The sequence below is a fragment of the Cupriavidus basilensis OR16 genome, assembly GCF_000243095.1.
GTDB classification, from domain to species: Bacteria; Pseudomonadota; Gammaproteobacteria; order Burkholderiales; family Burkholderiaceae; genus Cupriavidus; species Cupriavidus basilensis_D.
Window position 1 is genome coordinate 1 of sequence record NZ_AHJE01000183.1, and the last position, 7,211, is coordinate 7,211.

The 7,211-nt window shown below is 58.9% G+C and carries 6 protein-coding genes and 3 pseudogenes; 8 read left to right on the plus strand and 1 reads right to left on the minus strand.

Annotation, left to right across the window (positions count from 1 at the left end):
• The first annotated feature begins 53 nt into the window (after positions 1–53).
• The 8 genes and pseudogenes from OR16_RS48615 to OR16_RS46970 form a co-directional block, all read left to right on the plus strand.
• Positions 54–635, plus strand: coding sequence for a ShlB/FhaC/HecB family hemolysin secretion/activation protein (locus OR16_RS48615; RefSeq protein ID WP_423739714.1), 582 nt, complete (start codon positions 54–56; stop codon positions 633–635).
• Positions 547–1,401: a hypothetical protein gene (locus OR16_RS44295; protein ID WP_202801123.1), complete on the plus strand. Its 855-nt coding sequence runs from the start codon at positions 547–549 to the stop codon at positions 1,399–1,401. The genes OR16_RS48615 and OR16_RS44295 overlap by 89 nt, the downstream gene beginning before the upstream one ends.
• Complete coding sequence (locus tag OR16_RS43885) at positions 1,398–1,823, plus strand: hypothetical protein (protein WP_141639974.1); 426 nt, start codon at positions 1,398–1,400, stop codon at positions 1,821–1,823. Before OR16_RS44295 ends, OR16_RS43885 begins: the two co-directional genes overlap by 4 nt.
• A 362-nt stretch (positions 1,824–2,185) precedes the next feature.
• Positions 2,186–4,876, plus strand: a complete 2,691-nt coding sequence (locus tag OR16_RS37420; RefSeq protein ID WP_006164342.1) for a hemagglutinin repeat-containing protein — start codon at positions 2,186–2,188, stop codon at positions 4,874–4,876.
• An 8-nt stretch (positions 4,877–4,884) separates the two neighbouring features.
• Positions 4,885–5,142 (plus strand): hypothetical protein, encoded by a 258-nt coding sequence (locus tag OR16_RS42385; protein ID WP_192816485.1) that lies wholly within the window; start codon positions 4,885–4,887, stop codon positions 5,140–5,142.
• Positions 5,115–5,504 (plus strand): SCO4402 family protein, encoded by a 390-nt coding sequence (locus tag OR16_RS42390; protein ID WP_081489010.1) that lies wholly within the window; start codon positions 5,115–5,117, stop codon positions 5,502–5,504. Before OR16_RS42385 ends, OR16_RS42390 begins: the two co-directional genes overlap by 28 nt.
• 131 nt (positions 5,505–5,635) lie before the next feature.
• A pseudogene (locus OR16_RS46965) lies at positions 5,636–6,163 on the plus strand (hemagglutinin repeat-containing protein); the annotation flags it as partial.
• 57 nt (positions 6,164–6,220) lie between these two features.
• A pseudogene (locus tag OR16_RS46970) lies at positions 6,221–6,832 on the plus strand (efflux RND transporter permease subunit); the annotation flags it as partial.
• A 182-nt stretch (positions 6,833–7,014) separates the two neighbouring features.
• On the opposite strand, the pseudogene OR16_RS44300 reads toward OR16_RS46970, so the two are convergent.
• Positions 7,015–7,211 (minus strand): annotated as a pseudogene (locus tag OR16_RS44300) (flagellar brake protein); the annotation flags it as partial.

Consider the following 7,211-nt stretch of genomic DNA (forward strand, 5'->3'; position numbering starts at 1 on the left):
GCCTGCTGTATCGCGATGCGACGCGCAAGACCGGCGCCACGTTCCGCGGCTGGCTGCGCCAGTCCAACAACTACATCGACGACACCGAGATCGAAGTGCAGCGAGCCGCACCGGCGGCTGGGAGCTGGGGGCTGACGCATCGGGAGTACTTCGGCGCGTCCACCCTCGATGCCACGCTCGCCTACCGGCGCGGCACCGGCGCCTTCGGGGCGATGGCGGCGCCGGAGGAAGGGTGCGGGCTACATCGGCAAGCTGGTCAAGGACGGCACGCTGACCGAGGGCAGCCCGGCGCACGCCGCCTTGCACGCCATTGTCGGTTGCGCCGGCGCGGCCGCGGGAGGCCAGCGCTGCGCAGACGGCGCGTTTGGCGCTGCCACCAGCAGTCTGCTGACCAATCTGTTCCTCGACCAGCCCGGCGAGACTCCACTGGAGAAGGCGGCGAAGCGCGACCTGATTGCCACCCTGGTGGCCGGCATCGCCGCGACCGGTGGTCTGGGCGCGGTAACGGCCACGAACAGCGCCATCGCCGCTATCGACAACAACTACTTGACCCAGAAGAAGGTCGATCAGGTCAAGGCATGCTTGAGTGGAAAGACTTGCACGGGCCAACAGCAGAAAGACGAGTTTGTCCGTGAAGCTGAAAAACTCAGCGAGTTCCTGGATAAGGAAATGAAGGCGGTCTGCGCTAACAACCCTATTGGCGATGCCTGCCGCAACGCGGTGAGCACCGCGACAAAGTACATCGCCATGCAGGACGCTTGGGCAGTGATGAACAGCGATGTGGGTCGGTCGTCGAAGAGCACCTTCGACTACATCTATAACAGCCTGGGCGCCGAAGAGCGCTTCGCGCTCTACTACAACAACATCGATAATCGTGCGGACTTCTTTGGCGCGTCGGATCGATACGAGCAGAACCTGGGTTCGGGTGCAAAATGGTTTGGTGGAGCGGAGTTCGTGTCGAGGGCACCATTGACTGGGCTTGGCGCGGACGGTAGTGGCTCTGGGTACACCTTCTTATTGGGTTCAGTCTTTGCTGGTTGGAATGCACCATCCATATACGAGTGGCGGTCCGACGCCGGAAAAGCCCTGATGACTGCCGGATTCGGCAACTTTAAAGACCTGTACAGCAAAAAACCTACGGATGTCATTGCCTGGGATATCAATCAACTCAAGAGCGAACAGCGGGCGCTGCAACCTATACATGAACGGTACTTGCAAGACCGGGTCGTGTTCACGGAAATTTCGAATTTCATGACCAATAGTTCAGGTATGCGTGGTGGCAGCATTTTGAGAGAGAAACAGACTCAGCCAGGAGGAATCAATATCTTGGATTACAAATCTAGGGTTAATTACGGATGCAAGTTGCTGGGATATGGAGATACACAAGGCTGCAAACCATGAGGAAGACTTACCCAAAGTGGAAAGTGTTAGTAGGATTCACCTTGTGTCCAGGATTGGCGGGTCCTATTTTCGGCGGTCTCTTTCTCGTTGACAGGTTGATGGGTCCACGCAATGAATCCATGGGCATAATTCTAACGCTGTGGGCGAGTATAGCCTTCTCATTTTTTGCTTCTGCCCTCACTGCCATCGGTTTCTATATTGTTCCGTTTTTCTTGTTGTCGCTGCTATACACCGTAATGAAGCTAAAAAGGAGTTGGATGACTTGCGCCTTTGTATCAATCGCAGGTGCGGTGTCCGCATTGCTTTGGGGTGATTACGTCTGGCATGGTTTAACCAGAGAAGCTAATTTTTCTATTGGCGCAGTCACGTCATTGGCAATGTCGGTGTGGGCTCTGCCAAAGGCATCCTTCGAGGGCGAGTGAGGAGTCAGAATAATTGCTGTAGTTTTGTGGCGATGATGTGCTTGAATTCATATTCTGGATAAATGATATTTATTTCTGGATTGTGATTTTTTGGCGAGGTGCTAGCCTTTGCTATTTTGATTGGATATAAATTTACTGACGGATATGGAAAAAGAAATTTGGTCATAAACAGATGGCAACACTGCCATCATCCCGTAGGCCACTCGGCGTTTTTGCAGCGACTTTTTCGTAACTTATATGAAGGAGAATAGTGAGATTGCATTGAGACGGCCACCGAGACCCGCAGCGAAAGCCACTTCAAGGAGACCCAGAAGAGCGGTTTCCTCTATAACGGCGGGGCGGCCTTCACCATCGGCAGCCAGATGCAGAGCGTGGACAAGCGCGACCTCAGCACCCGTGCCGCGGCCTCCACCATAGGCTCGACGGGCGGCGACGTTACGCTGGTGGCGGGCAACCACTACCAGCAGACCGGCAGCCAAGTGCTGGCGCCCAAGGGCGACATCGACATCCACGCCAAGAAGGTGGACATCGTCGAAGCCCGGGAAACCGGCCGCAGCACCGAGGAAAGCAAGTTCCGCCAGTCCGGCCTGACCGTGGCGGTGACCGCACCGGTGATCTCGGCCATCCAGACCGCGCAGCAGATGAAGAGCGCCAGCAGCCAGACCAGCGACCCGCGCATGAAGGCGCTGGCCGGCGTAGCCACCGGGATGGCAGCCAAGAACGCCGCCGACGCGGTGCAGGCCGACCCCAAGGCGGCCGGCGGCCTCAACATCGCCATCACGGTCGGCGGCAGCAAGAGCGACAGCAAGTCCACCATGGCCAGCGACACGGCGGCCGGCTCCACCGTGGCGGCCGGTGGCAACGTGCGTATCAGCGCCACCGGCGTCGGCCAGGACTCGGATATCACCGTGCGCGGCAGCAACATCAGCGCTGGCGGCAATGCCCATCTGAAGGCCGATGGCGACATCGCTTTGCTGGCCGCGCAGAACACCGTCGAAATCGACCGCAAGAGCAGCAGCGCCAGTGGTGGCGTGGGCGTGGCCATCTCGGTCGGCCAAGGCGGCGTGGCGCTGGGCATCACCGCCAGCGCCAGCGGCTCACGCGGCAAGGGCGAAGGCAAGGACGTCACCTGGACCAACACGCATGTCAATGCCGGCGAACGTCTGACCCTGGAATCGGGCGGCGACACCACCCTGCGCGGCGCGGTCGCCGGCGGCAAGCAGGTGGTGGCCGACGTCGGCGGCAACCTCAACATCGAGAGCCTGCAGGACAACAGCACCTTCAAGAGCTGCGACCAAAGCATCGGCGGCAGCATCACCGTGGGCGCCGGCTTCTCCGGCAGCGTCAACGCCAGCCAGCAGAAGATCAACAGCAACTACGCCAGCGTTACCGAGCAGTCCGGCATTAAGGCTGGCGATGGCGGCTTCGACGTCAAGGTCAAGGGCAACACCGACCTCAAGGGCGCGGTCATCGCCTCCACGGACAAGGCCGTACAGGACGGCCTGAACAAGTTGACCACCGGCACCCTGACCACCAGCGACATCGAGAACCGCGCCGAGTACAAGGCCAGCAGCGTCAGCCTGGGCGGCGGCTACAGCCAGGGTGGGGGTGGCATGAAGGAAGTCGCCCGCTACGGCGACGGCCCAGGCACCACGCCTGCCGGCGTGGGCACCGACCAACAGGGCAAGGCAGCCACCGGCGGCCAGGTGCCCGGCACCACGCTACCGAGCAAGGGCAACTTCAGCGCCACCGCCCCGATTGCGCTGGCGGCCAGCGGCAAGAGCAGCAGCACCACGCATAGCGGCATCAGCGGCGGCACCGTCACGATCACCGATGCGGCTGGACAGCAGGCGCTAACCGGGCAGACCGTGGAGGAACGGTTGGCCACGCTCAATCGCGATGCGTTCACCGGCAAGGACGGCAGCAACGCCCTGAAGCCCATCTTCAACGAGCAGGAGATCAAGGCCGGCTTCGAGATAGTCGGGGCGCTGCAGCGGGAAACCGGTACCTTCCTGGACAACCGGGCCAAGGAGTCGACCGCAGCCAAGCAAGCGCTGGACCAGGAGTTGGCCAAACCGGAAAGCGAACGAGACCCCTCGCGTATCGCTGAACTCCAGCAACGGATGAATGACAGTGGGATCTGGGCACCCGGAGGAACCGGACGGCAGGTACTGACCGCATTGGCCGCTGCCGCTGGCGGCAACGTCACCGGAGCTTCCTCACAGTTTGCGCAGAACCTGGTGGTTAACTACCTGCAACAGCAGGGAGCCGGCTACATCGGCAAACTGGTCAAGGACGGCACCTTGACCGAAGGCAGCCCACTCCACGCAGCGCTGCATGCTTTGGTAGCCTGCGCCGGAGCGGCGGCCAGCAGCCAGAACTGCGGGAGTGGTGCCTTTGGCACAGCCACAAGCAGCCTGCTTACCAATCTGTTCACTGATACTCCTGACGAAAATCCAGAAGATAAAGAGGCCAAGCGGAATCTGCTCGCAAGCATAGTAACGGGTATCGCTGCTAGCGGAGGGTTGGATGTGGCCTCAGTCACGAACAGCGCACTCGCGGCCATAGATAACAACTATCTAACGGCTCCGCAGATAGATAGTTGGGTGACGGAGGTCAAAGTTTGCCAAGCCCTTGGCAGGGATTGTGGCGAAGTCATTAAGAAGTACGAAGACCTCAGTATCAAGCAACAGGAGGAGTTAGTTAGCTATTGCGCAAGCAACCCGGAAACCTGCGAGAAGAAGTATGGTTCTGTTCTAGCTGACAGCGTGCTTGTCAGGGAGGCCATCGATCGGGCGCTAGGCGAGAAAACCCCGCTGAAGATGGTCTACGATCTATCAGCGCTCGTTATGCACCAAAACGCGATGCGGAAGGTGCCGTATCGAGTACAGAATATGCGCAGCGGTTACAGGAGCAGTATGGATGGACTGCAGAGAAGTCACAGCTTGTTGCAGGCGCGGTTCTTGCCACCCTTGGAGGGGTTGGGAAGATGCCAAAGGGAAATCCCGGGCAATGGGGCGTTCCGCAGAATGTCACCGCAAAGTTTCCGGTAGAGTGGGGAGTGGCGCCCAACAAGAAAGGTGTGGGTTTTAGATGGCAAGATCCAAAGAATCAAGGTAATGGTGTTCGCATAGATAAGGGTGACCCGAATGTCAGTCAACCTACTCAGCAAGTGGACCATGTAATTGTACGTTCCAATGGAAAAGTAATTGGGCGCGATGGAAAACCAATAGAAGGATCGATTAAATATAATGCGGCGCAGGCACATATCCCTTTAAGTGAGTACAAAAAATGGAAAAACTGGAACTCTCCAAACTGAAATTCCCTTCCATGCGAGAGGAGTTGATTGACTATCTTCATGGACTTTCTGATAAGGAGTATCAGTATCAAGCCTGGGTTAATCATGAGTGCCCAAGAGGAGGGTATGATGAATTGGATTATGCGATTCATTTCTTGTATGATGATACAAAACTTGCTAGTGATCCAGCCTCCACGGTCGGGTGGATCTTGGTTGATGATAAAGAGGTGGGTTTGATGGAAAATTTGATTGTAAAGATAAATATAATGTTTGATAAATATGGTTTTGGATTGGATGACAAAGATTACATAGAAAAAGTCGAGTGGGATGATGTTGTTAATTCTGCAAGAATTGCCGGAGAGTATTTTTCCAAAAAAATATAAATGGACTCATTGCGTATTTTAGCTTTAGTCTTAATAGTGACGGAAGAGTTGGCGGCGACATCACCGCCCACACCGCCACCGTGACCAGCGAGAAAGGCGCCCTGGCGGCGGTGGCGCAGGGTGACGTCAACATGCTTGCCGGCGAAGCCAGCAGCAACTGGGGTGAAGGCCGCCAGCACACGCACAGCAGTCTGTTTGGATCCAGCAAGAAGACCACCCGCGACAGCGTGGAGGCAACCACCGCGGTGTCCAGCATCTTCAGCGGCCACACCGTGGCGGTGCAGGGGCAGAACGTCACCGTCATCGGCAGCAACGTGGTATCCGATGCGCGCACGGTCATCGCCGCCAAGAACGACCTCACCATCAAGCCGGCCACCGAGACCCGCAGCGAAAGCCACTTCAACGAGACCAAGAAGAGCGGCTTCCTCCATATCGGCGGGGCGGCCTTCACCATCGGCAGCCAGATGCAGAGCGTGGACAAGCGCGACCTCAGCACCCGTGCCGGGGCCTCCACCATAGGCTCGACGGGCGGCGACGTTACGCTGGTGGCGGGCAACCACTACCAGCAGACCGGCAGCCAAGTGCTGGCGCCCAAGGGCGACATCGACATCCACGCCAAGAAGGTGGACATTGTCGAGGCCCGCGAAACCGGCCGCAGCACCGAAGAAAGCAAGTTCCGCCAGTCCGGCCTGACCGTGGCGGTGACCGCACCGGTCATCTCCGCCATCCAGGCCGCGCAGAGCAAGGTCAAGCTGCCGGAAGGCTACTACCTGGAGTGGGGCGGCCAGTTCCAGAACATGGAGCGCGCCATGGGCCACCTGAAGATCATCGTGCCGGTCACCATCGCCGCGATCTTCTTCCTGCTGTTCCTGCTGTTCAACTCCGTGCGCTTTGCCACGCTGATCATCACCGTGCTGCCGTTCGCCTCCATCGGCGGCATCATCGGCCTGTTCGTCACCGGCGAGTACCTGTCGGTGCCGGCCTCGGTGGGCTTTATCGCCCTGTGGGGCATGGCGGTGTTGAACGGCGTGGTGCTGGTGTCGTACATCCGCACGCTGCGGGACTCCGGCCTGTCGCTGGACCAGGCGGTGATCCAGGGCGCGACCCAGCGGTTCCGCCCGGTGATGATGACGGCCACCATCGCCATGCTGGGGCTGGTGCCTTTCCTGTTTTCCACCGGCCCGGGCTCCGAAGTGCAGCGCCCGTTGGCGGTGGTGGTGATCGGCGGGCTGATCACCTCGACCCTGCTGACGCTGGTGATGGTGCCGACGTTGTATCGCTGGTTCGATAACAGGAAACCGGACCCGATGAGGGATGTGCCGGTGTAGTACAGATACATCGCGCAGTCAGGCAACGCCCCACGCGGTTTCGGTGGGGCGTTTTTTTTGGCGCAAGCCGACGCGCTTACGCGTGACCCCGTCCAATCGATATCACGTGCGCTGCTGCGGACCAGTCATTCAGCGTCGGCAGCCGTCATCCGGAACATATCTTCCCGGCATACGCTTGCCGGTCATTCGCGTCCCGTGAGCTCGATGTGGTAGACCAAGCGCTGGATAAAGGTCTGCTGGCCGGGGCCGAGGGAGACAAAGGTGCAGCCAATGTGATGCATGGCGCGCTGGTCGCTCCACACCAGACCATGCCCGACCACCTGCAGGTCGAACTCCAGTTCGCCCTGGTTGCGAAAGTCTAGCCTGCATTCTGCAAGAT

What these genes read in the sequence shown, in the direction of transcription:
- OR16_RS43885 (WP_141639974.1), top strand. Translation starts at nt 1,398, where the DNA reads ATGAGGAAGACTTACCCAAAGTGGAAAGTGTTAGTAGGATTCACCTTG.
- OR16_RS37420 (WP_006164342.1), top strand. Translation starts at nt 2,186, where the DNA reads ATGCAGAGCGTGGACAAGCGCGACCTCAGCACCCGTGCCGCGGCCTCC.
- OR16_RS42390 (WP_081489010.1), top strand. Translation starts at nt 5,115, where the DNA reads ATGGAAAAACTGGAACTCTCCAAACTGAAATTCCCTTCCATGCGAGAG.